Origin of the sequence: Corynebacterium mucifaciens (assembly GCF_012396315.1) — a bacterium.
GTDB lineage: Bacteria > Actinomycetota > Actinomycetes > Mycobacteriales > Mycobacteriaceae > Corynebacterium > Corynebacterium mucifaciens.
In genome coordinates, this window is record NZ_JAAXPF010000004.1 from 107,071 (window position 1) to 131,235 (window position 24,165).

Below are 24,165 nucleotides of genomic sequence, written 5' to 3' on the forward strand. Positions count from 1 at the left end.
CTCGAAACCCTGTTCGGTTATTCGTAGCGGAGCGCGTCGATAGGCTGCATCTTCGCCGCCTTCGACGCGGGGTACGCGCCGAAGAACACGCCGGTAGCCAGCGAGAACAGCAGTGAGAAGAGCACCGCGCTCAGCGGCGGCCACGTCATCTCCAGCACCGCGGAGCTTGCGATCAAGCCGACTGCGCCGCCGAGGATCACCCCGATAATGCCGCCGATGAGACACACCAGCATCGCCTCCACGATGAACTGGACACGGATGTCGCTCTGCGTGGCGCCGAGGGCCTTGCGCACGCCGATTTCGCGGGTGCGCTCGGTGACCGTGATGAGCATGATGTTCATCACCCCGATGCCGCCGACGAGAAGCGAGATACCGCCGATCGCGGACAGCACCGTCGACAGAGTACGGAAGATGGTGGTCAGCCCCTCGAGGCTCGCGGAGATGTCGAACACCTCGGCCTCGTAGTCCTCATTGCCGGCGTACTTCCGGTCTAGATAGGACTGCAGGTCGCTGCGGAACACTTCCGGGTCTTCGTTCGCCGCGGAGCGAACGCTAAACGACGGCACCCAATCGACTTCCATCCCGACCCGCTCAGCCGACGTGATGGGGATGTAGATTTGCGCGAACGCGGATTGGCCGAACGCTGGGCTGTCACCGGTTTCCTCCAGCACGCCGACGATGGTGAACACGCTGGTGTTGTTGTTCACCTCGACATCGAAGCGGGAGCCAAGGGCCGAGGTCGCATCGCCGCCGAACAGCGCCTCCACGAGCTCGGGCGACACCACCGCCACGGGCCGCTGGCTATCGATCATGTCCTGCGAGATGCCGCGGCCGTACTGGACGTTCAGGCTGCGGATATCGAGGGACGCAGCGAGTACCGGATTGACGCTGACGCTCGCTGTGGTGTCATCGAGGGCTGCCTCACCGTCACTGGAGGTTTCGATATCCACACCCTGCACGCGGCCGTGGAAAGCAGCGGCGAGTTCGTTTAACTCGTCGATGGTCATGCCGTCGCGCTCGTCCGACGGCGGGGCCAAGCTAAAACCGGCGAACGGGTCATCGGAGCCTTCCCCTTCCTCCGCGCGCTCGTGGATCATGACCGGGTAGGTCGTCGTACCCGCGTCCTCAAGCCCACCCATCACGTCGTTTTCCAGCGCCCGGCCGAGCGTCATGATGATGATCACGGCCATGATGCCGATGATGATGCCCAGAAGGGTGAGCAGCGAACGCAGCTTGTTCGTGTTCAGGCTGGATACGGCCAACCGCACGGATTCGCGGATGTTCATCTACTTCGCGCCTTCCGGTTCGCGCACGGCCGCGATACGCCCGTCCATCATTTCCACCACTCGCCCGGTCTCCTCCGCCAGCTCGGGATTGTGGGTGATGAAGACGATGGCCTTGCCGAGGTCCTGGTTGAGCTCGTGGAACAGGTCCATCACCATGCGGCCGGTTTTAGAATCCAGGGCGCCGGTGGGCTCGTCTGCCAGCAGCAGGTCAGGGTCGTTAGCGAGGCTGCGCGCAATCGCAACGCGCTGCTTCTGCCCGCCTGAAAGCTCATTCGGGTTGTGGTGGAGGCGGTCGCCCATGCCCATGCGGTTGAGCAGCTCAGCTGCGCGCTCCTCGCGTTCCTTTCGCTCCACGCCGGCGTACATCATCGGCATCGCCACGTTCTGCAGCGCATCGATCCGGCCGATCAGGTTGAAGTTTTGGAAAATGAAGCCGATGTTCTGGCTGCGGTAGGCCGCGAGTTCCTTGTCTTCCTTCGCGTAGACCGGCTCGCCGTTGAAGGCGTAGGCCCCGTTTGTCGGGCGGTCCAGCATGCCAATCAAGTTCATCAACGTGGACTTGCCGCAGCCGGATGGCCCGACAATGGAGACGAACTCGCCTTGATCCGCAAAGAAGTCGATACCGTGCAGCACGGTGAGCTCGCTCGGCTCGCCCTCGTTGTACGTCTTGACCACGTTGCGCATGTCGATGAGCAGGCCGGAATCGGCCATGTCACTGTGCTTGGCTGAGGAGGTGGGCGCAGTCATTTACTGCTCCTCGGCGGCCCGGCGGGTGCTAGTGACCGTCACCGTGGCCGTGGTGCGTTCCTTCTTTTCGCGGGCCTCGCGCACCTTCTCCCCATCGAAGTTCGGGTCGTTGATCTCGACCTTCTCACCGGTGCGGTCCATGTACTCGTCCGGCCAGTTGATCACGATATCGCCCGGCTTGAGGTCGCCGCCCGTCACTGCGATGTCAACGTCGTTGGACGCGCCCGTTTGCACCGCGCGCTCCTCCACCGTGCCGGTGGTCGCGTCGTCGTCCTCAGTGGCCAGCACCAGCACTTTCTGGTCCTTGTCCTCGCCGTAGACCGCATCCCGCGGGACATTCAGGGCATCTTTGGCCTCGGCGGTGATGATCTCGGCGCGCGCACTGCCGCCGAGGAGCAGGCCTTCTTTGTCGCCGGTGATCTCAATTTCAACGGGGAACGTGACCTCGCTGGACTTGGCCGCCTGGCCACCCATCTCTATGGCCGGATTCTGGTTCCCTCCGGAGACCGAATCGGCCGCCGGGGCGATCCGCGAGACCCGGCCGTTGAACTTCTTCTTTCCAGTGGCGGTGGAGGTGAACTCCACGCGGTCGCCCTCCGCAATGTTGGGAATGTCCGCCTCGCGCACATCGGTGCGGATCACCAGGCGGGAATCATCCGCGATCGTCATGAGTTTGCCTTGCGGAATGTCGCCTTCTCGCACGTCCACGCTCGTGACCAGGCCCGCCAGCGGCGCGTACACCGTGGATTCGCGCACCTGGTACTCCAGGGTGCCGTCGCCGTCACCGAGCTGAGCCGCCTCCGCCTGGCGCCACGCCGAATCCAGCTCCGCTCGCAGTTGGTCGCGCTCCTGAGCGGCCTGTGCCTGCGCAGCAGCGAGGTTGGCTTTCGCCTCTTCCAACGCCGCGTACGCTTCGTCGGTGCTCACTGCCACGCCCGCCCCGGAGCCCGCAGCAGCGCCGCCATTCTCGGCCGTGAGCTGCGCCAGCTGGTCCGCAGTTAACCCGCCGGTGTTACCTTGACTTACGCCTTGGTTCGGCGCGGCGGGAGCAGCCTGCGCACCCACCACCTCGGGCGGCGCCACCACACCGGGCGCCGGCATCGGCGCCGGCACCGGCGCAGCGGTCCGCACACCCGGCAAGTGCGAGGAGATGCCGCCGGCAGCGCGCTCGATGGCGTCCACGCCACGATTGACCAAACGAGCTCCGCCGTTTGCGGCGACGGCGGCGTTATAGGCCGCCTGCGCCTGGTTCAGCTGCGCCTGAGCAGCCCGGATCGTGGGGTTTGTGCCGTTATCCAACCCCGCCTGGTAGGCGTTGAGTTGGGATTGCAGCTGGTCCACCGCCGCCTGCGCATCGGCCTGCGCGTTCGCCTGCTGCTTCTGCTGGACCTCCAGCTGGCGCTCGAGCTGCTCGGAGTTGAGGGATGCCAAAAACTGCTCCGGCTGGACGCGGTCGCCCGCCTTCACTGCCACCTTTTCCACCTCGGACTGCACCGGGGTCGTGATGTTCACGGAGCGAACCGGTTCAATCGTCCCGTTGACCACAACGCTATCTGAGACTCCCTCATTGGAGGCCACCGTGTAGTCGCCCGGCTTCAGGCCGTCCCCATCGGCGTCGTTGTCACCGCCGCCGAAGCCGCAGGCGCCGAGAAGGAGCGTCGAAGTGGTCACTAGCGCAAGCCCCGCGCGAGTAAAACGCCTGCGTGCGGTCGAGCTGTCGGTGTGGGAAGTCAAGAGATCTCCTCGCGTAAGGGGCCTGCATGCAACGTTGCAAAACTATACACGTCCACCCGTCGCTGACCGGGTGAGTGTGAAGGCACCCCACACCGCATCAGCCGGCAGCATTTCCACTGCAAGCACGCGGTAATCGTCCGTGATCCGACGGAGCTCTTCTCGCGTGGCGTACACCACGGCGCTGGTGAGGGGTTGCGTGGTGGCGGCCCGGAGGACGTCGATACGCGAGCTGCCTGGCGACGGCTCCGGGACGACGATCGGAGCCTCGCCGGCAACAACGAGTGCGCTCACGCGCGGGGCCGGCTGGAGCGCCGCCACCGCTGCAGGCGCGTCGAGGGGGAGGGCGAACGTGACCAGCGAAAACGAGGCGTCCTCGTGGTCGAGGGTTCCCTCCGCCCGTTGCACGTACGCCTGGGTGGATTCGCCCGGCAGCGGGCCGAGCTCATCTCCCTGCGGCACTGGCGGCTCCGGGGGCACGGCGACACCCACCGCCCAAAAACCAGCGACCACAAGCGCCGCCGCAGCAACGATCGCCGCCCGCATTTAGCCCTGCCGAACCTTCTCCAGCGCAGCGCGCAAATCGTCGGGGTAGTCCGACACGACCTCCATGTACTCGCCGGTGCGCGGGTGGGTGAAGCCCAATTTGGTGGCGTGCAGCCACTGCCGCTTCAAGCCGAGTTCCCGGGCCAGATTGGGGTCGGAACCGTACATCGGATCGCCCACGCACGGGTGCCCCACGGAGGACATGTGGACACGGATCTGGTGGGTGCGGCCGGTTTCCAAGTGAATATCCAACAGGCTTGCGCGCCGAAACGCCTCGATGACGCTGTAGTGCGTCACGCTGGGCCGGCCACCGTGCGCGACGGCGAACTTCCAACCCGCCGAGGGGTGGCGAGCAATGGGCGCATCGATCGTGCCCTCAATTGGGTCGGGCAACCCCTGGACCAGCGCGTGGTAGGTCTTATCCACCGTCCGCTCTTTGAAGGCGCGTTTAAGGGCGGAGTACGCGGGCACGCTGGCGGCCACGACCATCACGCCGGAGGTTCCCACGTCGAGGCGCTGCACGATGCCTTGGCGCTCCGGCGGCCCGGCATCCGGCAGGGTAAAGCCCATCGCTTGCAGGCCGCCCACGACATCGGGGCCTTCCCATCCGAGCGTGGGGTGCGCAGCCACGCCCACCGGCTTGTCCACCGCGATGACATCGGCGTCGTGGTAGAGAATCTCCAGACCCTCCACGAGTTCCGTCACCGGCTGAGGGGTGCGCTTCGGCTCCGGCAGGGTGACTTCCAGCATCGCGCCCGACGCGACACGGTCGGATTTCTGCGTTGCCGCGCCATCGACGAGCACATCGCCCTCCGCGGCCATTTCCGCTGCGACGGCCCGGGAGACGCCGAACAGTTTGGCAATAGCCGCGTCAACCCGCATGCCTTCGAGCCCTTCGGGCACGGGCAGAGCCCGAAACTCACCGCTCATCGCCGGCTCCCCTCAATTCGGTTGCGAGCGTGGCCAGAATGAACACGCCCACACCGACGGTGATGGCGGCGTCGGCGAGGTTAAATACCGCGAAGTCGCCCACAGAGATGTAGTCCACCACGTGGCCGAACCAGAAGCCGGGGTCCCGGAACAGTCGGTCGCACAGGTTGCCCAGCGCTCCCCCAGCCACCAACGCCAGACCGAGCACTTCCCACCGATTGCCCATCCGAGGCGCGAACCACAGCGCGCCGACGACAAAGGCGAGTTGGATCGCTGTGAACACCCAGGTGAAGTCTTCCCCCATGGAGAACGCCGCGCCGGGATTGAATAGCAGGTAGAAGCGGAACCAGTCCCCGATCACTGGCTGCGCCACGCCGGGCTCCAGCCATCCCAGCATGAGCTGCTTAATCAGCTGGTCCACTGCCGCGACAGCGAGTATGACGGCCACCACGAGGCCGAGGTGGCGCGGTGCTGTACGTGCGGGTCTTGCCGGAGTAATTGCGTGATCCATCGCCGTATCACTTTAGCCGGTGGCACCCGGGCCAGGTAGCTTCGGAGGAATGTTCCGCAGCCTCCGCATAATCACCGCCGCCGCCGGCCTTGCTCTCACCCTGACCGCATGTTCCCCCTCCGACGACGACCCAGTGGCCGGGGTACCGGCATTTCCTATCGACGCCCCTTCGGTCACCCTCCTCAACCCCGGTGACAACCCCCAGGAGGTGCGCTACTTCCCCGACGGCGAATGGGACACCACCGTCGCCCTTTCCTCCGGCGTGGACCAGCACGTCGCCCAGCCCGGCGATAGTACTGCGCCAGAGGCACCCGCGGGCGGCGACGTGGACACAACCACCCTGCCACTGGCCGCCGAAAGCACCGAGGCCCCGGCACCGGAGGACGGTGAGGAGGATGCCGACACGCGCATCGACTTCACCGTCGGCTCCGGCAAGCACTCCAATTTGGACGTGGGACAAGACGTTGCGGCCGCCGAGGGGTTCCACATGAGCTGGCGCGCCGACGACTCAGGGAGCATTTCCAGCCTGAAGCTGCTCGCTCCTGACGGCGCACCGGAACGCGGCCTGCAGCAGGTGGAAACCGCGCTACTCGCCCTTGTCAACAACGCAGTCATTTTCCCGGATGAGCCGATCGGGCCCGGCGCGAGCTGGTCGGTCCAGCGACGCGTCGCCGGTGATGCAGCAACGTCGCGCATCACCACCTACACCCTGGTCTCCCGCGATGGGGACAGGTTGACGCTTGATGTGGCAGTTGAAGAGCGTCCTCAGCGCGACAGCGTGGCCGTCGACGGGCAGGACGTGGAAGTTGAATCAGCCAGCACCACCTCGCAAGGGCAGCTGGTGGTGGACCTGTCCCGTCCGCTGCCGGTGTCCGGCCAGTCCGCCTGGACCACCCGCCTCATCTACGGCGGGGACGAAAAAGCGCGGGTGGTCCAGGACATCACCCGCGCGGTGCAGTACGGCGTCGAGTAGCTAGAGGCTCGGCGCTGCCGGCGCCTCAGTAGGAGCCTCAACCGGGGCTTCCGGCGCGGCGGGTGCCTCTGCAGGCGCCTCAGGAGCCGCGGGGGCGTTGGTCTTGCACATGTCCGGCACCTGCTCCGGAGCAAGCGTGTTGCTAACCAGGAAGCAGGCCCAGCTCTGGGAGATCTTCCAGTTGCCGTCCTCGTGGACAAACTCCACGTCTTCCGCCAGCTGGGATTCGGCGTCTGGGCGGGTGAAGTTCACGGTGGCCAGCACGGAGTTGGCGGTGTAGCCCGGCAGCACCGGGTTGACCACCTGGAAGTTCGCGCCGGATTGCTGCTGCGACTGCGTCATCAGATCAAACAGCTCCGGGGAGGTCTCGCCGCCCTGCACCGTGTTCGCGCGCTCCGAGATAGGCAAGTTCGGGTCCGCCGCGCGCTGGAGCACGGCGTTGAGCTCCTCCGCCGTGGGCATCTCCGCTGCCGGCGCGGCCTCGGAGGTCACCGCCTGGGTTTCAGTCGTAGTCTCAGGCGTGTCCGAATCCTCGGAGCAAGCCGCCAGGCCCAGTGCAAGTCCAGCGGCGGCCGCGGCTGCGACAAGTTTCGGTGCTTTCACGTAGATCTCCTTGCGTAGCGTAAATCTCCGGCTTCACGTTACTGCACACCCGCTCGCTTCTGGCACTCTGTCTGCATGAGCGTGGTAGTTATCTCATCCGGCGGCACGATCGCCTCGACCAAAGATGCTCGCGGAGCACTCGTCCCGACACTGTCCGCAGATGAGCTCGTCGCGTCCTGCGGCACCACCCGTCACGTGCGCGCGATTGACATTGCCAGCCTGGATTCTTCGTCCATGGGCCTGCGTGAAGTGGACCTGCTGCGCGCTGTTGTGCGGGATTTGCTTCGCGACGGTGACGTCTCCGGAGTCGTGGTCACCCACGGCACCGACTCCATGGCTGAGACGGCGCTTGCACTGGACCTCGTCCACTCGGACCGCCGCCCAGTGGTGCTCACCGGCGCAATGCGGCCGGCAGATCATCCCAACCCGGACGGCCCAGCCAACCTGCGCGGCGCCATCGAGGCCGCCGCCACCACGCACAGCCGCGGCGTCATCGTGCATTTCGCGGGCGCGACTCTCCCGGCGCGCGGGCTGCTGAAAACACAGACCACCGCCGAGGATGCGTTCACCCTCACGGGCCCGCGCGTGCTGCCCCGCCCCATGGCGGTTCCTCCCGCCCCACTCGAGGGTGTACGCATCCCGATCATCCGGGCGTGGGCCGGCGCCGACGACGCGCTCATCAATGCACTACCGCCTATCGACGGGCTCGTGCTGGAAGCCCTCGGTTCCGGCAACGTGTCAGCCGAGATGGGCGAAGCCGTCGCAAAGCTACTACGTCGCGGGGTGCCGGTAGTGGTCGCGACCTCAGTGCCGTACGGCGAGGTCTCGTTCGCGTACGGGGGCGCGGGGGGCGGCTCGACGCTTGGGAGCCTCGGCGCGCTTCCGGCGGGCTACCTCAGCGCAGGCCAGGCGCGGATCGCTCTGGCGACCGCGCTGGCGACAGGGGTAAACCCCCGCTCACTGCTGTGAGAACCAGTCGTCCCAGTCCAGGGAGTCAAGCGGGTCCGCCGGCTGCAATGCTGGGTCATCCGCTCGCAAGCTTTGAATCCTGCCTGGCCCAGTCGCGCGGGTTTCAAACCGCACCGTTACCCAGCCTTTACCCGCCCCCTGCACCCAGCCGTGCCCATAGTCCGGGTGAAAGACGTCTTGCGTGGCGCGCCAGATCCCCTGCGTCGGTGCCGCTTCCTCCTGCACCTCGGTGTCGAAGCGGGTTTCGTGGTCGCTGACGCCGGTTTCGTAATCCGCGGTCACGGGCGCCGGCTTCACAATCGCCTGGTCCAGCTCTGGGAACAGCACGTCCTGCAGCGTGTCCTCGAGGCCGGAGTAGGACACCCCCACGAGGCGGATCGGCCCCACCTCATCCGGGTAACGCACGATGCGAAACGCGGTGGCGAGCAGCGTCTCCGCGTCGTCGGTTGCGTACGGCAAGGTCGCCGAGCGGGACTCAATGCGGAAATCCGCCATCCGCAGCTTCACCGTCACCGTGCGCGCGCCGCGGCCGTCCTTGCGCAGCCGTCGGTGGGATTCTGCAGCCGCGCGCTCCAGAGCAGCGTCCACTTCCGCGGCGGTGCTCAGGTCTTGCGGGTAGGTGTGCTCCGAGGAGATCTGTTTGGACACGGCACGCGGTGCAACTGGGCGCTCGTCTACCCCGCGCGCCAGCCACCACAGCTGCTTGCCTACCGCCCCGCCGATGGCGATGTCTAGCTCCTTTTCGCTCAAGCGGGCCAGATCGCCGATCGTTTCAATCCCCGCGGCGAGCAACTTGGTCTCAGTCACGGGGCCGACTCCCCACAGCGCGTTGACCGGCATCGGGTGCAAAATCTCCAGCTGCCTGTCGTGCGGGATGACAAACACACCGTCCGGTTTCGCGCGCCCCGAGCCGATCTTCGCGTACTGCTTACCGGGTCCCGCCCCGATAGAGCTGGGCAACCCCGTTTCCTCCTTAATCGCCGCCCGCAGCCCGTTCGACCACTCCTCAACCTCCTCGGGGCTCGCCCCGACAAGGTCTGCTGGCTCCATGAACGCCTCGTCGATGGAAAGCTGCTCCACCACGTCGACGTGTCTGCCAATCACCTCAAACACCCGGCGCGACGCCGCGGCGTAGACGGGCCGTCGCGGTGAGACGAGCACTGCCTTGCTGCCGACGAGGCGCGCTGCACGGTGCGTCGGCATCGCCGAGCGGGCGCCGTATTTACGCGCCTCGTAGCTCGCCCCGGCGACAACACCGCGCCCGGATACGCCGGCGACCAGCACGGGGCGGCCCTGCAGCGTGGGCCGGGTCAGCTGCTCGCAGGACGCGTAGAACGCATCCATGTCGATGTGCAGCACCCAGCGATTCATGCCCACCACTGTGCACCACCCTGAACGCCGAACACCAATCCCGTCACTCGTCGAACGACGATCCGGTGACGAAGTCCATCCGCCTGGGTAACCCCCGGTCGCGTGAGACGAACCGCGCCCCGTCGTTAAACGTGAAAATCAGGTCGGGCCCCGCAATCTCGATGGTGATCACGCCGTGGCTTACCTGCGAGTGGCAGCTCGAGCACAGTGGGATGAGGTTATCCATATCGGTCCTCCCGCCGAATTCCCATTCCCTGAGGTGGTGTATCTCGATGAACCGGCGGTGGGAGCACCCGGGCATCGCGCACTGATAGCCCCATACCGCGAGCAGAGCCTGCACTTGGCCGTCCGTCGCGAACCGCTGGGAGCGCCCGACGTTGATAGTGAGTCCATTTTTGTCCAGCAGGTGTAGGCGCACCATCGCGTTGGCCAGGTAGCTTCGCACATCTTCGGACCGGGCTGCGCGGTTTTCGGGCATCCAGCAACCCCCTTCCTGGTTCACCATCAGGTTCACTTGCACGCCGGGGCTGCGCAGCGGGCTGGCCGGGTTCGATCTGACCATGTCGATCATGGCCATTAGTGCGCCGTAGACGTCCTGTTTCTCCGGCGGACCGAAGCGAGACACAGTGTTGGCGATGCTCTCGGCGCTGATTTTGGTGCGTCTGCGCGGCTGACGGTCCTGCTCGGCTGGGACGGCGTCGTCGGCGTCAGCTGCGTCGTCGATAAGCATCTGCGCCTTTTCGGGATCATGCAGGTGAGCTGGGTCGAGATCTTCGAGGCCGAAACAGGCCAGCTGCGCGATCTTGAGCGCCGACAGTAACTTTTGGCCAGCCACCGCAGGCAGCCGGGACTCGAAGGCGATCATGCCGTCGTCGCACTCGCGCGCGCGGGCGTACGGCTCCGTCGGCTCGTGGTCCTTCGGCCCCGCCCCCGCGAGTACCAACTTCAGGTCGGAGAAAGCCAGAGAGAGCGCCAGCTGTACGAGCTCTTCCTCGCTCTCTTCCTCGAGGAACCGCAGGAGAAAACGGACGGTCGAATATGGCATCACCCCGGATTCAAACGCGTGGAACAGCCGCCGGTACTTCCGCAATCCCCGTGCCACGCGTACATACTCAAACGCCGTTGCTTCTGGGAGGTTGAGTTCGCGACGGAGCCAAGTCGCCGTCGTTTTTTCCCCGTACGTTTCCGCGAGCTGCTGCTCGTCGAATTGCCCCACCGCGTCGAGCATCCACGCCCTGTGATGGTTCGCCGTGAGATGGTTACCTTTGATCTGCTCTTCGAGTAGGTCCGCTGATAGACCACCCGTTCGAGCCTGCGCTTGTTCGTCCACTGCAGCTGTCATGTTCACACCCCTCGTTTGAAGCTGTACTCCCGTTATATGACGGTCATATGTTCGAATCAAGAGTTGTAATCAAAATGACTACTGAAGAGGACAACTCAGCGGAATTCCGGAATGCGGTTAGCCGAACACGTTGAGGAAAAACTATGCCACTGCATAGTGATAGGACCGGCCCGTGCTCCCCTCCCCCCCGCAACAACCATGCCGCTGCATAGTGGCCTCGTTTAGGAAACCACTATGCAGCGGCATAGCGCGAAGGTCCGCGAGCTAACCGTTCTTGCGCACGGTCGCGGTGACGCCCTCCACCACGTCGTGGCCGTCCACCGGCTCAGTGACTACGTCAAAGGACGTCGCCAGCGTCTCGGAGGCGATGTGCTCGGCGTGCGTGCGAGCCCACGCTTCCTTCTCGGCCGGCACCGCAAGCACGACCGCGATGCGGTCGGACACCTCGAGGCCCTCTCGCTTGCGGGCGTCCTGAAGACCACGGATGACATCTGCCGCCCAGCCCTCGGCCTCGAGTTCCTCGGTGACCTCGGTGTCCAGCACCACCAAGCCGACCGTGCCGTCCGCGTCCACGCGGGCGGTGCTCTCCGGGTTCTCTGCCACCAGGCGCTCGGTGTAGAGCTCCGGGGTGAGCACGATGTCGCCATCGACAACCACATCGTCGCCGCGTCGCTCGTAGTTGCCTGCCTTGACGTTCTTGATCGCGCGCTGCACGTCCCTACCCAGCGAGGGGCCGGCCACCTTCGCGTTGACCACAACTTCGAAGGATCCGGCGGAATCGACGTCGTCAGTCAGTACCACGTCTTTTACGTTCACCTCGTCGCGGATGGTGTCGCGGAACGGCTCGAGCCTGGCCGCGTCCTGCAGCGCGACGGTGAGCGTCGGCAACGGGAGGCGGTTGCGCAGCTTGTTCGACTTGCGCACCGACGAGGCGGCAGAGCACACCGCGCGGGTGGCGTCCATCGCTGCGACGAGCTCTGCGTCGGCCGGCAGGTTCGCGGCTTCCGGGTAGTCCGTCAGGTGCACCGAGCGCCCGCCAGTCAGGCCGCGCCAGATCACCTCGGAGACGTACGGCAGCAGCGGCGCCACCGTGCGGGAAACGATTTCCAGCACCGTGTAGAGGGTGTTGAACGCCTCCGGGTGCGCCTCTTGCCCCTCCCAGAACCGGTCGCGTGAGCGGCGCACGTACCAGTTGGTCAGCGTGTCGGCGTAGCGGCGGACCTCGTCACACGCGTCCGCGATACGGGTGTCCTCCAGCGCCTCGCCCACGGATGCAACGAGGTCGTGCGTCTTGGCCAGGATGTAGCGGTCCAGCACGTTGTCCGAGTCCACCGACCACTGCGCCTCTTCGGAGGAGTACAGCTGCAGGAACGTGTAGGCGTTCCAGATAGGCAACAGTGCCTGGCGCACGCCCTCGCGGATGCCCTGCTCGGTGACGATCAAGTTACCGCCGCGCAGGATCGGAGAGGACATGAGGAACCAGCGCATGGCGTCCGAGCCGTCGCGGTCGAAGACCTCCATCACGTTCGGGTAGTTGCCCTTGGACTTAGACATCTTCTGTCCGTCCGAGCCGAGCACGATGCCGTGCGCGACCACCTTCTTATACGCCACGCGGTCAAACAGCGCGGTGGACAGCACGTGCTGCACGTAGAACCAGCCGCGGGTCTGGCCGGAGTATTCCACGATGAAGTCCGCCGGCTGGCGGGTCTCAAACTCCTCGCGGTTGTCAAACGGGTAGTGGTACTGGGCGAACGGCATGGAACCGGACTCGAACCAGCAGTCGAGCACGTCCGGCACGCGGCGCATCATGGACTTACCGGTCGGGTCGTCCGGGTTGGGGCGGACCAGCTCGTCGATGTGCGGGCGGTGCAGCGACTTCGGGCGGGTGCCAAAGTCGCGCTCCAGCTCGTCCAAGGAGCCGTAGACGTCCACACGCGGGTACTCCGGGTTGTCGGACACCCACGCCGGCACCGGCGAGCCCCAGTAGCGGGTGCGGGAGATGTTCCAATCGCGCGCACCCTCGAGCCACTTGCCAAACTGGCCATCGCGGATGTGCTCAGGGATCCACTCGATCTCCTGGTTCAGCTCCACCATGCGGTCACGGATATCCGTCACCTTCACAAACCACGCAGGCAGGGCCATGTAGATCAACGGCTCGCCGGAGCGCCACGAGTGCGGGTAGGAGTGCACGATGGTCTGATCGCGGACCACCCTCCCCTTCGCGCGCAGGTCGCGGATGATGTCGCGGTTGGCGTCGAAGACCAGCTTGCCTTTGTACTCGGGCACGAGCGAGGTGAACTTGCCGTCCGCATCCACAGGGATGACAAGGTCGATGCCGTACTTCTGGCAGGTGAGCATATCGTCCTCACCGAACGCCGGCGCCTGGTGGACGATACCGGTGCCGTCTTCGGTGGTGACGTAGTCGGCGTTGAGGATCATAAACGCGTTGTCGTGGTCGCGGAAGTAGTCGAAGACTGGCTCGTACTCCAAGCCCTCCAACTGGGCACCCACGTACGTGGCCACCACGTCGTAGTCGCCGAGCTCCTTGCCGTACGCGTCGAGCAAGCTCGTCGCCAGCAGCAGCTGCTTATCGACGAAACCTTCGGCCCCGTCCGCACCGACCGTCACCAACGAGTACTCCACTTCAGGGTGGACGGCGAGCGCCAAGTTCGACGGCAGGGTCCACGGGGTGGTGGTCCACGCGATCGCAGCCGCGTCGTGAAGCTCGGGGTGCTGTGCCCACGTCTCCGCCCCCGCGAATCCTTCCCGGCCGCCGGTCAACGGCAGCGTGACGGTGACGGTGGGGTCCTGGCGGTCACGGTAAGAGTCATCCAGGCGGGTCTCCTGATTGGACAGCGGAGTGTGCTCGGCCCAGGAGTACGGCAGGACGCGGAAGCCCTGGTAGATCAAGCCCTTGTCGTAGAGCTCCTTAAACGCCCACATGACGGACTCCATGTACTCCGGGTCCATGGTCTTGTAGCCGTTTTCAAAGTCGACCCAGCGCGCCTGGCGAGTGACGTAGTCCTCCCACTCCCCCGCGTAGTGCATCACTGACTTCGCGCAGTACTCGTTGAACTGCTCCAAGCCCATGTCCTCGATCTGGGCTTTATCAGTAATGCCCAGTTGCTTCTCCGCCTCCAGCTCCGCAGGCAGACCGTGGCAGTCCCAGCCGAAGACGCGCGGGACGTGGTACCCGGCCATGGTGCGAAAACGCGGCACGATGTCCTTGACGTAGCCAGTGAGCAGGTGTCCGTAGTGGGGCATGCCGTTTGCGAACGGCGGGCCGTCGTTGAAGACGTACTCCTCGCAATCCTCGCGCTGCTCAAGCGAGGCCTTGAACGTGCCGTCGGCGCCCCAGTAATCCAGCACGACGCGCTCCATGTCCGGGAAGCGGTCGCTGCCGCCCGTCATGTCAACCTTTGGGTAGACGTTGCCAACCATGGCTACTCCTCCTTCAGCCGTGCAGGGACGCAGTGTTGCGCGGTACCACCCTGCTTGGGGCACACGCCCCCACTTCATTGCGGTGAAGGAAGTGTCGTCTTCCGTATGCGACGTCCGGGTCTAATAAGCGCAGTGGCCGTTCTTCCGGAAACGCTCCCCGGTGATGGCCGGATCAACGCGTGTTACGAGTAACGCCCAGCATCGTACAACGATGCTGGGCGTTTGTGAAGAACGAGGTGTTACTTCTCGTTCGGCGCGGTGGTGGTGCGCGCCTCGAGCTCCTCAAGCTGGGACTCCAGCATGGTCTTCAGGCGGGTGCGGTACTCGCGCTCAAAGGTCCGAAGCTCCGCAATGCGGTTCTCCAGCGCGGTCTGCTGCTGCTTCACCGTGTTCATGATCTCGGTGTGCTTGCGCTCGGCCTCGGACTTCAGCTTATTGGCCTGCTCCTCCGCTTGGCGGATCTGTGCCTCGGCGCGGGAGTTGGCGTCGTTCGTGGTCTCTTCGGCCTTCTTCTGCGCGTCAGTCACGAGCTGCTTGGAGCGGGTCTCCGCCTCCTGGAGCTGCGAGCGGGAGCGGGTGTCAGCGTCGTCAAGCACCTGCTTCGCCTTGGCCTTCGCCTCCTGGATCTCACGATCCGCGGTTTCACGGGCCTCGGACACCAAGGTGGATGCTTCGCGCTCTGCGTCGGAGGTCAGGCGGTCCGCCATCTCCTGCGCCATGCCAAGCACCTTGGCAGCCTGCATGTGACTCTGGCCCAAAGAGTCGGACTCAGCACCGGTGTCGGCCGCATCCTGTGAGGCTGCCGCCTTGGAGGTAGCGCGGGCGTCGGTGTCCTTCACGCGCTGGCTGGAGCCCGCAGCGGCGCGATCCGCCTCTGCCTGCTGCCGGTCGCGGGCGGCCTTCTTCTTCTCGTTGTCCAGCTCGGTGCGAGCGGTTCGCAGGTCACGCTCCAGCTTTTCGTTGTCGCGCTTGAGCGAGTTGAGCTCCTCGTCGAACTTGGTGCGAAGCTCAGCCTCGATCTTGGAGCGCAGAGCGTTCTCGTCGACATCGGAACGGGTAGCAGCCGGGGCCTGCGACGTTGCTGTAGCTGCGCCACCAGAAGCCTCTTCCGCACGGGCACGAAGCTCGTCGTTCTCGTCCTGCAGCTGTGCGAGGGTGTCCTCCACGAGGTCGAGGAACTGGTCCACCTCGTCTTCGTTGTAACCCCGCTTGCCAATCGGCGGCTTGCTGAAAGCGACATTGTGCACGTCTGCTGGTGTCAGCGGCATTTGCGTTCCCTTCGATAATCGTGTGAGTACTCGCTCGCGCGAAGCGTTATCTGCTGAATTGTAACCGTTTCGTTCGACGAGTGTAGTCCAACCTGCCCGGAAGGCCGGGGTAAAGCTCAAGTACAGCTATCGCAGTGCGGGGTTGATCATCGTTGCCCCGATGAGCATCTGCACCACCGCGAGCGCGAAGAACAGCACAATCACGCTGACGTCGAGACCCACCCCGCTGCCGCCCAACCGCAGAGGCGGAATAAGTTTGCGCAGGGCGTTCACGGGAGGATCCGTCACCCTGAGGACAGGCTCGACCACCATGATGAACCAGTGCGGCGGGTCAAATTGCTTGGAAAACGCCTCCACCATTTCGACGATGATGCGCACGATCACCAGCAGTGAGTACAGCCCCACTAGGGCGTAGAGAATTGCTCCGAAAAGTGCCACGCCACATCACCCTAGCGGCTACCGCAAGCCGGCAGCACGCATCAAGTCGTCCTTGTCCAGTTTCGCGTTCTCCGGGACGATTGCAAAGACCCGCTTGCGGGTCTCCGCCCCGCGGGAGAGGTTGTGCATGTTGCCGCGCAGGGCGAAGCACAGGCCGGCGGCGAAGTCGACGATGCGTTTGGCGTCGGCGGCGTCTAGGTCGGTTAGGTCCATCACCACGGCATCGCCGTCGCGGAACGGCTCGCCGATCTCTTTGGCGTCGTTGTAGTTGCGCGGAGCGGCGGTGACAATGTGGGTGGTTGAGCGGTAGCTGGGGCGCACGGGTTCACGCACAGAGTCGTGACGCTCGCCGATGGGTGCGCGCTCGACCCGGGAGGGGCGCTCGGGGCGCTCAGCGCGCTCGAGGCGCTCGGTGCGGTCGTAGGCGGTGGAGCCGGCAGCCGCACCCGCGCCTGGGTGGTACTGCGGGTCGTCGTAGTACGCGTCGTCCTCGCCGTTGTCGACGGGGCCGAGGCCGAAAAAGTCTTTGGCGCTGTCAAAGAAGGACATGCAGGGGGCTCCTTTTACGCAGGCATGCTCGTGGGCGGTGAAGTGGGGTTCAGCGTACGGGCCGGGGGCCGAGGAGGGCTGTTCCGACACGCACGATATCCGATCCGCAGGCGATGGCCTCGCGGAAATCACCGCTCATACCTGCGGAAAGACGCAACCCCCGTCCAAGCTGGGTGGCGTAAGCGTCGGTGAGCGCGCGGGCCTGGGCAAACACCTCACGGGGCTCCGAGTCGAGCGGCGGAACGACCATGAAACCGGCCAGTTCCAAGTGGCGGGCCCCCTCCACGACGTCCACGACAGCCGGGACGTCCTCAGGAGTCGCGCCTCCGCGTGCCGCGTCGCCGTCGTATGACAGCTGCACCATGCACGGGAGTATCTCTGTGGTGCGGTCGCCTCGCTCGAGCGCGAGGCCCATCCCGCGCTCCAATCCGCTGGCCAGCTTCACCGAATCCAGCGAGTGCACCTCCGCCGCCCAGCGGGCTACCGCATTGGCCTTCTTGGTCTGGATCTGCCCGATCATGGCAATGCCGCAGCGGCCCGCAAGGTGGGATGCCTTGTCGCGCGCCTCCTGCTCGCGGTTCTCCCCCACGAGGTTGAACCCGTGCTCCGCGAGCTCGACGATGCGCTCGACTGGGTGAAACTTTGTCACTGGGAGCAGCTCGACGCTCCCCTCCGCACGGCCAGCCGCCCGCTCGGCATCGTGGATAGCGTGGCGGACGTCAGCGATGTTCTGTTCAAGGGTGTGGGAAAGATCAGGCATGGGGCATCCAAATAACTCCGGCTTGGCGTCCGGTGACGCCGTCTCGGCGGTGGGAGAAGAAATCGTGGTCGGTGATGGTGTCGCGCGGATCTGCGTCGATGTGGGTAACGCCCAGGCTCAGCAGCTGGCGCACCAAGCCCGCGCGCACGTCGATACCGGCGGTGCCCCGCGTCGTTGTCGTGCGGGAGCCGGGCAAATGCTTCTCCACGTCCGCGGCCATGTCCTCCGGAACCTCGTAGGACGCACCCGCGGCGGCAGGGCCCAAGAGCACCTGGATCCGGGCGGGCTGGGCACCCAAATCCAGCATTGCCTGCACTGTGTTTTTCACAATGCCGTTGCGCGCGCCCATCCGCCCGGCATGGGCCACCCCGATCACGCCGGCGGTGTGGTCCGACAGCAGCACCGGGGTGCAGTCGGCCACCAGCACGCACAGCGCGAGGTCTTTTTCACGCGTCACCAGGGCATCGGTGGCTTCCACGGGGACGGCCGAAGGCGCGTCGACACGCGTGACTGTGTTCGTGTGCAGTTGCTCCATCCACACGAAGCGGTCGGCGGGCAACCCGAGGATGCCCGCCAAGCGCGAGCGGTTCGCGGCGACGTCCTCCGGGTTGTCGCCGACGTGCGTGCCCAGGTTGAAGGAGTCGTAGGGAGCAGCGGAAACCCCGCCCACACGGGAGGTGAACACCATGCGGACGGGGCGGGTGGAAAGATCTGGCATGCCAGCCAGCTTAACTAGCGCATGAAGTCCGGCACATCCACATCGTCGAATCCGCCGTCGAAACCGCCGTCGAAGCCACCGTCACGGCGCTCGCGCGCGTCGCGGTCCCTGTCACGGTCGGTGAACAGGCCGCCGCGGGGGGCCTCGTAGCGGTGGCGTGCCTGGTACTCATCCTTGGCGGGCTCCGCTTCCACAACTCGGGAGGAGGCCTGCTCGCGCTGCGGCGCCTCGTGCTCCGCGGGCTCGGCCGGGCGGGCGTTGGCCTTCTCGTCGAAGCCGGTGGCGATGATGGTCACGCGCACCTCGTCGCCCAGGTTGTCGTCGATGATGGTGCCGAAGATGATGTTGGCGTCCTCGTCCGCCTTCTCTTCCACGATGGATGCGGCATTGTTGACCTCCATCAGGCCCAGGTCGGAACCGCCGGCCACCGAAATGAGCACGCCCTTCGCGCCCTCCATGGTGGTCTCCAGCAGCGGGGAGTTGATGGCCTGCTCGGTTGCCGTCATCACCCGGTTTTCGCCGCGGGCGGAGCCGACGCCCATGAGCGCGGAACCAGCGTCCGCCATGACGGAGCGCACGTCGGCGAAGTCCACGTTGATCATGCCCGGGATGGTGATGAGGTTGGTGATGCCCTGGACACCGTTGTAGAGCACCTCATCCGCGGCGCGGAAGGCTTCCATCATGGAAAGCTCGGCCTCGCCGAGCTGCAGCAGGCGGTCGTTCGGGATGACGATGACGGTGTCGCAGACCTCCTTGAGGTTCTCAATGCCCTCCAGCGCCTGGCGGGTGCGGCGTTTGCCCTCGAAGGTGAACGGGCGGGTCACCACACCGATGGTCAGCGCGCCCATTTTCTTGGCGATGCCAGCCACGACAGGAGCCGCACCGGTGCCTGTGCCGCCGCCCTCGCCGGCGGTGACGAACACCATGTCGGACCCCTTCAGGGATTCCTCGATTTCCTGCTTGTGGTCTTCGGCAGACGTCCGCCCAACCTCGGGGTTCGCACCCGCACCGAGGCCGCGGGTGGCCTCGCGTCCGATGTCGAGCTTGGTGTCGGCATCGGTAAACAGCAGCGCCTGGGAGTCGGTGTTGATGGCAACAAACTCGACGCCCTTCAGGCCTTCCTCGATCATGCGGTTGACGGCGTTGACGCCGCCGCCGCCGACTCCGACGACGCGGATCATGGCGAGGTAGTTGGCGGGAGAGGTCATGGTGGTGGTCTCGCCTTTCACAAGTTGGTTCTGACAGTTGCTGTCCATCTTGTGCGAAAGCGTGCCGGAATTTGTTTTCTGGGTCGGCGTGTCACAACCCTAAACCTTTACTTTAGGGTTGTGACCTGCGCGTTTAGCGCGAGGTGACCAGTTCCGGGTTGGAAATGTTGAATGTTTGTCCCGGCAACTGCAGCACGGTTTCGAGCGCGAGCGCCTTGTTCCGGTCGTCCTCCGCCGCGCCCCAGACCACCGTGCGCTCGCCATCGAGTTTCAGCACGAAGCTGTGGTTTCCTTCAGTGGTCAGTTCGCGGACCTGCGGGCGCGCTGCATCGGTGATCGAGGACGCCACCTCGACCGCGTCGCGCATCTGATCCTCGGCGACACCCACGAGCTGCACCGCGCCCACCGGGGGCTGCGCCACAACGAAGTCCTCGCCCTCGCTGTTGATCAAATGCGGCTCGCCATCTTGGTCAATCCACGCCACGGGGGTGTGCTCCACGACCGTGACGTCCACCGCGTTAGGCCACTGCCGTTTCACGGTGGCCGATTCCACCCAGGGGTTGCCGGCTACGCGGTGCGCGGCACCGCGCACGTCCACCCGCCCCATCGGGGTGCCCACCTCGATGCCTGAGAGCGACTCGACCTCCGCAGGGGGCAGATTCACGGAGCCTTCAACGTTGACCGCGTCCACCGGCATCGCGGGGGTAAACGGCAGCGCCGCCACGACAGCCGCGACGACCGCGACGCAACCAATGAGGATGGCAATGGCGCGACGCGACATCTACGCCTCCCGCAGGGCGTCGAGGATCTCGTCGGCAAGCAAGGTCACGCTGCCCGCGCCCATCGTGAGCACGAGGTCGCCGGGCTTCGCCACCGACGCCACGGTGGCCGGCGCCGCGGAGAAGTCCGGTTCCAACCGCACCGGAACCGTCATCTGCTCGGCGATAATGCGGGAGGTCACCCCCTCCACCGGCGTTTCGCGGGCCCCGTAGATGTCCAGCAGAATGCACTCGTCGCTTAGCGACAGCGCCGCGGCGAACTCGGATGCGAACTCACGGGTGCGCGAGTACAGGTGCGGCTGGAAGCACACGATTACCCGGCCGCCCTTGCCTTCGGCTACGACCTTGTCGCGCGCGGCGGTGAGCACCGCGTCGACCTCTGTGGGGTGGTGCGCGTAGTCGTCGTAGACACGGATGCCGTCGACGTCGCCTTTGAATTCAAAGCGGCGGCGCACGCCGGTGAATTCGGACAGCCCTTGGGCCAGCTTGGCCGGGTCCGCACCCACGAGCGTGCCCGCCAGCAGGGCGGCGGCGGAGTTGAGCACCATGTGACGGCCCGGAATGGCCATGGTGTACATCACGTCGCCGGAGACGCGCCCGGTGCGAAGCTCCACCTCGATCACGGCGTGCTCGCCCTCCTGACGCTCGCCGGTGACCACCGCCCCCGCGGGTATGCGGGGGCGGCGCGCGGCGGCCTCGGCGGTGCCGTACCCGGAGACGGTCAGCCCTCGCTCCATGGCGCGCTCGCCGCACTGCGCGGCGTTGTCGTCGTCCAAGCACACCACGACGTGCTTGGCGAGGTCGGCGAAGTCGTCGAAAACCTGGAAGTATTTCTCCCTCGTGCCGTAGAAATCGAGGTGATCGGGCTCGATGTTGGTGATCACGGCGACATCCGGCGAGTAGCGCAGAAGCGACGCATCCGACTCGTCGGCCTCTGCGACAAACACCTCGCCGCGTCCGTGGTGGGCATTAGTGCCGGCCCGGTTGAGCTGGCCGCCGATGGCGAACGAGGGGTCCTCCCCCGCAGCCTGCAACGCCACCACCGCCATCGAGGTGGTGGACGTCTTACCGTGCGTGCCGGCGAGCAGAAGCTGCGTCGAGCCTTCCATCAGCTCCGCGAGCAGGTCGGAGCGGCGCAGGAGCGGGATGCTCTCGCGCTTGGCGCGCACGAGCTCCGGGTTGTCCTGCGGGATGGCGGCGAAGCTGGTCACCACAGCGGTGGGCAGCTGACCTGACAGCTCCAGGTTGGCCTCGTCGTGGCCGAGCGCAATCGTTGCGCCCTTCGCTTTGAGGGCGCGCACTGGGCGGGAATCCTTTGCGTCAGAGCCGGTTACGGTGGCACCGCGGTCAAGCAAGATGTGCGCGACACCGGACATGCCGGCGCCGCCGATGCCAATGAGGTGGACGCGGGAGAGATCGGTCATGTTCTGTCCTTTCCAGCTGCAGCTGCAACACGCCCGGCGAGGTCCTCGGCCACGCTGCCCGCGCCCGAGTCCTGCAGCGCCGAGCGCATCACCTCGCGGGCCTCCGGGTCGCGCAGCGGCAGCAGCTTCTCGACGAGCGCTTCGCCGCTCAACGCCGCGTCGTCGATGCGCAGCGCAGCCCCGGTGGCCACGAGGTGGGCGGAGTTCAATCCTTGTTCCCCGTTGCCGTGCGGCAAGGGGACGTAGATGGCGGGCAGGCCCGCAGCGGAGTTTTCCGCCACCGTCATCGCGCCGGAGCGGCACACCACCACGTCCGCGACGGCGTAGGCCGCCTCCATATCGTCGATGTAGGGCACGGCGGTGTAATGCTCGTGTGTGGCGGGCGCGTCGTTCTTCCGGCCGTACGCGTGCACGATCTGGTAGCCCGCGGCGGTGAGGGGCTCTACCGCGTCGGCAATCGCGGAGTTGATACTCACGGCGCCCTGCGAGCCGCCGGTGACCAAGATGGTGGGCCGCTGCGGGTCAAGCCCCCACACGCGCAGTCCGCGCTCGCGCTTTGCGCCGTCCGGGTCCACGCCCACGCCCGGGCGGACGGGCACCCCGACAACGTCGCCCGCCATGCCGGAGTTCGCCACTGCGTTGAAGCCCGTTCCTCCGAGCTTGACGCCGAGCTTGTTGGCCATGCCAGCCAGCGCGTTGGTTTCCAGTACGAAGAAGGGCAGTCCGAGCGACTTGGCCGCGAGGTAGGCGGGCGCGGAGACGTATCCGCCCGTGCCGAACACAGCGTCGGCCCCAGCGCGCTGCATGGCCTGCCGGGCCTGGCGCACAGCTCGGTTCAGTTTGAATGGCACCGCTGCCAGCTTCCACGGCTGCTTGCGCGGGATCGGCACTGGGTCGATGAGTGCGAGCTCGAACCCGCGGGCAGGCACGATGGTGGTCTCCAACCCGCGCTCGGTACCCAAGGCCACAACGTTGGCCCCGTAGGCGTCGCGAAGCACCTCTGCCACGGCCAGCGCGGGTTCGATGTGGCCCGCGGTGCCGCCGCCTGCGACGACGACGCTGAAATTCTCGGTAGTCATTGCTCTCCTAGTGTCGCGGCGTGGGTCTGTGCGGCTGACCATGGTAGCCACGCGCCGACTGCGTCACCGGGGTGCCGTAGCGCTTCCGGCGGGGCGCGGGGGTGGCGGCTGGGTGCCGCTGCTTCGGCGCCCGCGGCTCCCCGATGCACAGGATGCGGTCGAACATGGGGCGGCCGTAGTTCTGCATGGACGACACGGCGTCCGGCTCGTGGCGTGCGACCGACGCCAGCACGCCCATCGCGCCGAGGGTGAACACCGCCGAGGAGCCGCCGGCAGACAGCATCGGGAGCTGGATGCCGGTGACCGGAAGGAGCCCGATGACGTACGCCATGTTGATGAAGGCCTGGGACACGACCGCCGCGGTCAGCGACGCGGCCATGAGGGTCTGGTACTGCGTCTGCGCACGGCGCGCCGTGCGCATGCCGAAGTAGCCCAGAAGCGCGAAGAGGAGGATCACCAGGGCACCACCCCACAGGCCCAGCTCTTCCCCGATGACGGCGAAGATGAAGTCGTTGCGCGCCTCCGGCAGGTAGAACCATTTGGCGCGGGATTGGCCGAGGCCCACGCCGAAGATGTGCCCGTCCGCCAGCGATAAGAAACCCTGGTGGGATTGGAAGGCGACGCCCTTGGCGTCGTCGAAATGGCCATGCAGGGCGTCGAAGTACACGTGGAAGCGGTCCGAGCGGAAGCTGCCGGACAAAAAGATCGCCACAAGCGCGATGAAGCCGGAGGCGATTACCACGCCGACGGCTTTCAGGGACACGCCCGCAAACAGGAGGATGAAGGCGACCACGACGGCAAGCGACAAGGCCATGCCCATGTCCCCCTGCATGGCGATCAGCGTGACGCACACGAGGGAAACCATAATGAATGCGGCGAAGCCGTTGTCTGCCTTGAGCAGCCGTCGCGGATCCTTGTTGGCCAAAATTTTCGCGCCCCACATGGCGATTGCGACGCGGGCGAACTCGGAGGGCTGCACGCGTATCGGGCCGGCGACGAGCCAGGATTGCGAGCCCACCTCTTCGCGGCCTGTGCCCAGCGGAGTGAGCACGGCAACCAGCAAGACGACGGCCACAACCATCAGCCAGTTGGACAGGTTGCGCAGTCGCTCGGGCGGAGTTTGCAACGCGGCCCAGAAGGCGCCGAGCCCCAGAAAGACCATAAAGCACTGGCGAGCGGCCTGCGCCCACACACTGGCGCTGGCGGCGAATGAGGTGGCCATGGACGAGCTCATCACCATTACCACGCCGAGACCGGCGAGGAATAGCACGATGCTGCGGATCATCGTGTAGTCGATCAGCGGGCGGGCATCGAGCGCGCTTCGGATGCGCCTAACAGCTGCGCTGAGCTTCGACTCAGGAGCGGGCGCCGCTTGCGTGCGCGGCGCGCCCGGCCGTTGTGCGCGTGCCCGTTGTGCGCGTGGAACCGTCATGCTGCCCTTTCGATCCGGAGCGTCGATTGCATCCGCGAGAATATCTCAACCTCTAGTTGA

Annotated in this window: 22 protein-coding genes; 2 read left to right on the forward strand and 20 right to left on the reverse strand. The window is 65.8% G+C overall.

Annotated elements, in window-relative coordinates:
- Nucleotides 1-17: 17 nt before the first annotated feature.
- The 6 genes from HF989_RS05085 to lspA form a co-directional block, all read right to left on the reverse strand.
- Nucleotides 18-1,286 (reverse strand): ABC transporter permease, encoded by a 1,269-nt coding sequence (locus tag HF989_RS05085; RefSeq protein ID WP_168684482.1) that lies wholly within the window; start codon nt 1,284-1,286, stop codon nt 18-20.
- Complete coding sequence (locus HF989_RS05090) at nt 1,287-2,033, reverse strand: ABC transporter ATP-binding protein (RefSeq protein WP_425482989.1); 747 nt, start codon at nt 2,031-2,033, stop codon at nt 1,287-1,289.
- The gene (locus tag HF989_RS05095) at nt 2,034-3,704 is read right to left on the reverse strand and encodes an efflux RND transporter periplasmic adaptor subunit (RefSeq protein WP_168684484.1); all 1,671 of its coding nucleotides are present in this window, start codon (nt 3,702-3,704) and stop codon (nt 2,034-2,036) included. It abuts the gene before it with no gap.
- Nucleotides 3,705-3,809: 105 nt separating this feature from the next.
- The gene (locus HF989_RS05100) at nt 3,810-4,310 is read right to left on the reverse strand and encodes a hypothetical protein (protein ID WP_168684485.1); all 501 of its coding nucleotides are present in this window, start codon (nt 4,308-4,310) and stop codon (nt 3,810-3,812) included.
- Nucleotides 4,311-5,240, reverse strand: a complete 930-nt coding sequence (locus HF989_RS05105) for an RluA family pseudouridine synthase (protein ID WP_168684487.1) — start codon at nt 5,238-5,240, stop codon at nt 4,311-4,313. It lies immediately after the preceding gene.
- A complete protein-coding gene (gene lspA / locus HF989_RS05110) occupies nt 5,230-5,751 on the reverse strand; it encodes a signal peptidase II (protein ID WP_168684489.1) in 522 nt (173 codons plus the stop codon). The genes HF989_RS05105 and lspA overlap by 11 nt, the downstream gene beginning before the upstream one ends.
- Before the next feature lie 49 nt (nt 5,752-5,800).
- Between lspA and HF989_RS05115 the strand changes: the two genes are divergently transcribed.
- Nucleotides 5,801-6,724: a hypothetical protein gene (locus HF989_RS05115; protein WP_168684491.1), complete on the forward strand. Its 924-nt coding sequence runs from the start codon at nt 5,801-5,803 to the stop codon at nt 6,722-6,724.
- On the opposite strand, the gene HF989_RS05120 is transcribed toward HF989_RS05115, so the two are convergent.
- Nucleotides 6,725-7,327: a WKL family lipoprotein gene (locus tag HF989_RS05120; RefSeq protein WP_168684493.1), complete on the reverse strand. Its 603-nt coding sequence runs from the start codon at nt 7,325-7,327 to the stop codon at nt 6,725-6,727.
- Nucleotides 7,328-7,402: 75 nt separating this feature from the next.
- Here HF989_RS05120 and HF989_RS05125 point away from each other — a divergent pair, with 75 nt between their 5' ends.
- The gene (locus HF989_RS05125) at nt 7,403-8,296 is read left to right on the forward strand and encodes an asparaginase (protein ID WP_168684495.1); all 894 of its coding nucleotides are present in this window, start codon (nt 7,403-7,405) and stop codon (nt 8,294-8,296) included.
- Here HF989_RS05125 and HF989_RS05130 read toward each other — a convergent pair.
- The 13 genes from HF989_RS05130 to HF989_RS05190 all read right to left on the reverse strand — a co-directional run bounded on the left by HF989_RS05130 (nt 8,285) and on the right by HF989_RS05190 (nt 24,105).
- Nucleotides 8,285-9,667, reverse strand: coding sequence for a DNA polymerase IV (locus tag HF989_RS05130; protein ID WP_168684497.1), 1,383 nt, complete (start codon nt 9,665-9,667; stop codon nt 8,285-8,287). The genes HF989_RS05125 and HF989_RS05130 overlap by 12 nt on opposite strands.
- 43 nt (nt 9,668-9,710) lie before the next feature.
- On the reverse strand, nt 9,711-11,009 hold the full coding sequence (locus tag HF989_RS05135; protein WP_168684499.1) for an HNH endonuclease signature motif containing protein: 1,299 nt from the start codon (nt 11,007-11,009) through the stop codon (nt 9,711-9,713).
- A gap of 264 nt (nt 11,010-11,273) precedes the next feature.
- Nucleotides 11,274-14,450, reverse strand: a complete 3,177-nt coding sequence (gene ileS, locus HF989_RS05140) for an isoleucine--tRNA ligase (protein ID WP_168684501.1) — start codon at nt 14,448-14,450, stop codon at nt 11,274-11,276.
- Between the two features lie 239 nt (nt 14,451-14,689).
- Nucleotides 14,690-15,718 carry a DivIVA domain-containing protein gene (locus HF989_RS05145; RefSeq protein WP_168684503.1) on the reverse strand — a complete coding sequence of 343 codons (1,029 nt, stop codon included), beginning with the start codon at nt 15,716-15,718 and terminating at the stop codon, nt 14,690-14,692.
- 126 nt (nt 15,719-15,844) lie between these two features.
- Nucleotides 15,845-16,156 (reverse strand): YggT family protein, encoded by a 312-nt coding sequence (locus tag HF989_RS05150; RefSeq protein ID WP_038612340.1) that lies wholly within the window; start codon nt 16,154-16,156, stop codon nt 15,845-15,847.
- 18 nt (nt 16,157-16,174) lie between these two features.
- Nucleotides 16,175-16,705 carry a cell division protein SepF gene (locus HF989_RS05155; RefSeq protein ID WP_038612343.1) on the reverse strand — a complete coding sequence of 177 codons (531 nt, stop codon included), beginning with the start codon at nt 16,703-16,705 and terminating at the stop codon, nt 16,175-16,177.
- 49 nt (nt 16,706-16,754) lie between these two features.
- Complete coding sequence (locus HF989_RS05160; RefSeq protein ID WP_168684505.1) at nt 16,755-17,465, reverse strand: YggS family pyridoxal phosphate-dependent enzyme; 711 nt, start codon at nt 17,463-17,465, stop codon at nt 16,755-16,757.
- Complete coding sequence (gene pgeF / locus HF989_RS05165) at nt 17,458-18,183, reverse strand: peptidoglycan editing factor PgeF (RefSeq protein ID WP_246233806.1); 726 nt, start codon at nt 18,181-18,183, stop codon at nt 17,458-17,460. The genes HF989_RS05160 and pgeF overlap by 8 nt, the downstream gene beginning before the upstream one ends.
- 14 nt (nt 18,184-18,197) lie before the next feature.
- A complete protein-coding gene (gene ftsZ / locus HF989_RS05170; RefSeq protein ID WP_038614228.1) occupies nt 18,198-19,391 on the reverse strand; it encodes a cell division protein FtsZ in 1,194 nt (397 codons plus the stop codon).
- Between the two features lie 133 nt (nt 19,392-19,524).
- On the reverse strand, nt 19,525-20,172 hold the full coding sequence (locus HF989_RS05175) for a cell division protein FtsQ/DivIB (protein ID WP_168684507.1): 648 nt from the start codon (nt 20,170-20,172) through the stop codon (nt 19,525-19,527).
- Nucleotides 20,173-21,594, reverse strand: a complete 1,422-nt coding sequence (gene murC / locus HF989_RS05180; RefSeq protein ID WP_168684509.1) for a UDP-N-acetylmuramate--L-alanine ligase — start codon at nt 21,592-21,594, stop codon at nt 20,173-20,175.
- Nucleotides 21,591-22,673: an undecaprenyldiphospho-muramoylpentapeptide beta-N-acetylglucosaminyltransferase gene (gene murG, locus HF989_RS05185; protein ID WP_168684511.1), complete on the reverse strand. Its 1,083-nt coding sequence runs from the start codon at nt 22,671-22,673 to the stop codon at nt 21,591-21,593. Before murG ends, murC begins: the two co-directional genes overlap by 4 nt.
- Before the next feature lie 7 nt (nt 22,674-22,680).
- On the reverse strand, nt 22,681-24,105 hold the full coding sequence (locus HF989_RS05190) for an FtsW/RodA/SpoVE family cell cycle protein (RefSeq protein ID WP_168684513.1): 1,425 nt from the start codon (nt 24,103-24,105) through the stop codon (nt 22,681-22,683).
- Nucleotides 24,106-24,165: the final 60 nt, after the last annotated feature.

Coding starts and splice junctions, on each gene's coding strand:
- HF989_RS05190 (WP_168684513.1), bottom strand. CDS start 24,105: ATGACGGTTCCACGCGCACAACGGGCACGCGCACAACGGCCGGGCGCG.
- HF989_RS05130 (WP_168684497.1), bottom strand. CDS start 9,667: ATGAATCGCTGGGTGCTGCACATCGACATGGATGCGTTCTACGCGTCC.
- HF989_RS05085 (WP_168684482.1), bottom strand. CDS start 1,286: ATGAACATCCGCGAATCCGTGCGGTTGGCCGTATCCAGCCTGAACACG.
- HF989_RS05115 (WP_168684491.1), top strand. CDS start 5,801: ATGTTCCGCAGCCTCCGCATAATCACCGCCGCCGCCGGCCTTGCTCTC.
- ftsZ (WP_038614228.1), bottom strand. CDS start 19,391: ATGACCTCTCCCGCCAACTACCTCGCCATGATCCGCGTCGTCGGAGTC.
- HF989_RS05155 (WP_038612343.1), bottom strand. CDS start 16,705: ATGTCCTTCTTTGACAGCGCCAAAGACTTTTTCGGCCTCGGCCCCGTC.
- HF989_RS05125 (WP_168684495.1), top strand. CDS start 7,403: ATGAGCGTGGTAGTTATCTCATCCGGCGGCACGATCGCCTCGACCAAA.
- HF989_RS05105 (WP_168684487.1), bottom strand. CDS start 5,240: ATGAGCGGTGAGTTTCGGGCTCTGCCCGTGCCCGAAGGGCTCGAAGGC.
- HF989_RS05145 (WP_168684503.1), bottom strand. CDS start 15,718: ATGCCGCTGACACCAGCAGACGTGCACAATGTCGCTTTCAGCAAGCCG.
- HF989_RS05160 (WP_168684505.1), bottom strand. CDS start 17,465: ATGCCTGATCTTTCCCACACCCTTGAACAGAACATCGCTGACGTCCGC.
- HF989_RS05135 (WP_168684499.1), bottom strand. CDS start 11,009: ATGACAGCTGCAGTGGACGAACAAGCGCAGGCTCGAACGGGTGGTCTA.
- HF989_RS05175 (WP_168684507.1), bottom strand. CDS start 20,172: ATGTCGCGTCGCGCCATTGCCATCCTCATTGGTTGCGTCGCGGTCGTC.
- murC (WP_168684509.1), bottom strand. CDS start 21,594: ATGACCGATCTCTCCCGCGTCCACCTCATTGGCATCGGCGGCGCCGGC.
- HF989_RS05090 (WP_425482989.1), bottom strand. CDS start 2,033: ATGACTGCGCCCACCTCCTCAGCCAAGCACAGTGACATGGCCGATTCC.
- murG (WP_168684511.1), bottom strand. CDS start 22,673: ATGACTACCGAGAATTTCAGCGTCGTCGTCGCAGGCGGCGGCACCGCG.
- ileS (WP_168684501.1), bottom strand. CDS start 14,450: ATGGTTGGCAACGTCTACCCAAAGGTTGACATGACGGGCGGCAGCGAC.
- lspA (WP_168684489.1), bottom strand. CDS start 5,751: ATGGATCACGCAATTACTCCGGCAAGACCCGCACGTACAGCACCGCGC.
- HF989_RS05100 (WP_168684485.1), bottom strand. CDS start 4,310: ATGCGGGCGGCGATCGTTGCTGCGGCGGCGCTTGTGGTCGCTGGTTTT.
- pgeF (WP_246233806.1), bottom strand. CDS start 18,183: ATGCCAGATCTTTCCACCCGCCCCGTCCGCATGGTGTTCACCTCCCGT.